This window comes from Pseudotamlana agarivorans (assembly GCF_001642835.1).
Classification (GTDB): domain Bacteria; phylum Bacteroidota; class Bacteroidia; order Flavobacteriales; family Flavobacteriaceae; genus Pseudotamlana; species Pseudotamlana agarivorans.
The window spans coordinates 1-1,577 of sequence record NZ_LXEI01000035.1 but is presented as its reverse complement, the minus strand read 5'-3'; the positions used below and the strand labels follow the sequence as shown (position 1 = coordinate 1,577).

The following is a 1,577-nucleotide window of genomic DNA, read 5'->3' as shown; positions in this document are numbered from 1 at the left end:
GCGTGTCTTTCTTATCATCTACAAACTGATATAAGCTGGCTAAGGAATGTTTAGAGTGAACCGTCTGGTAATAGTATTTTAGCACTTTCTTTATAGCAACTTCTTCTGCTTTTGTGGTGTCTTTACCTAGGGCCAGTAGTTCTAAAATAAAGATACCTAAATCCTCCAAATGTTCGGGGGTTAGTGCTTTATCTGAAGCTCTATAGAAAGGATTAATCCCTAAATTCTTTCCTTGCTCATAGCGTAAAATAATATGATCATCAGGGTAAAGTTTTGCAAACTTGGAATAGGAACCTCCTAAATCAATGACCACTAATCTGACACCAGATTCAAAATACTGACGTAAAATATTATTGGCTAAAAAGGACTTACCTTCTCCTGTGGGGGCAAAAATGGCAAAATTCCTTGCCTTAATACGTTTTTTACCCTCATCCCAAACATCTTTTAGAACGGGTATATTATGCTGCCTGTCATTAAAAATAATACCAGTGGCATCTGTTTTGTAATTGCTGTTATTGATATATAAACACAGAGCGTGTTTTAAATCGGTTACATAGACATCTTCATTCGAAAAATTAGAAGAAAAACAACAATACGAGTTCAGGAAATAATGCTTGCGCTCTTCGCCTTTAGGGTAATAAGGCAAAATATCCAATTCTTTAAATTCGGCCTTTATTTTAGAAGCTATTCGATTTAAATCTTTGACTTGATCCGTCCAAAATATAATATTCAAATGCCCTCGAATTATTCGAGAACTATCATCCTCATTAATAATTGCTGTAATGGCTTCAATCTTTTTTAAGATGACCTTATTCTGCGTTCCAAAATTCGAACTCTTCTTGAGTTCTTCGATTTTTTTATCGAGATGCTTTTGCCATTTGTGCTTATCATCTAGGTAAATGATTTGATTCACCATATGGTTTTCATGGATACTAAGTCCCAGACCGTCTATAAATCCTTGATGAAAGGTGTAATCATCGGATGTGAATTTTTCGTTGGTTTTACTACTTTGTACGACATCTCCAAAACAGCGCTCACTGTTTACGGCCAGTACATCAAAATGATGTTCCCCTACAGAAATATCGGATTTATTAAGCTGAATATCGGTATCAAAATCGGTATTAAAGCCATTGAAATACGTGTTTGTTAGTGAAAAAATTTCATTTTCACCTAAAGGCATTAAAGTCAGTTTACGGCTGTTATTTATATAGGAAACAGCATCATTTACCGCATTGATGAATGCTTTTACTGTGTGATCCAAGGGCTTATGGATGCCTTTTTCGATCTTCCGAAATGGATTGGTAAACTTAGCTGCGTTGAGTGAGCCTCCCAATGGCAACACAAAAAACAAATAGGATGCATGTTTGAGGTATTGACGGCCATTGAAATAATCTGCTGTGGCTTTTTCTAAAAAGCTTTCATTTGGTAGTGCCGAACCATCATACTCTGCCTTCTCATAAATATCTTGTTTATGTATGACCGTGCTTACAGGCAATGATTTAAAAGCCTGAAACCAGGTTCCATGAAGGTCTTCAAAATCCTTTTCAGACAAACTGTATATTTCAGGAAGATTGGCC

At 36.0% G+C, this 1,577-nt stretch carries 1 protein-coding gene; it reads right to left on the bottom strand.

Translation table 11 applies throughout. From position 1 onward, the window contains the following. On the bottom strand, nucleotides 1-1,577 hold a 1,577-nt coding region (locus A6I66_RS16200), incomplete at both ends, for a TraG/VirB4 family ATPase (protein ID WP_067151892.1).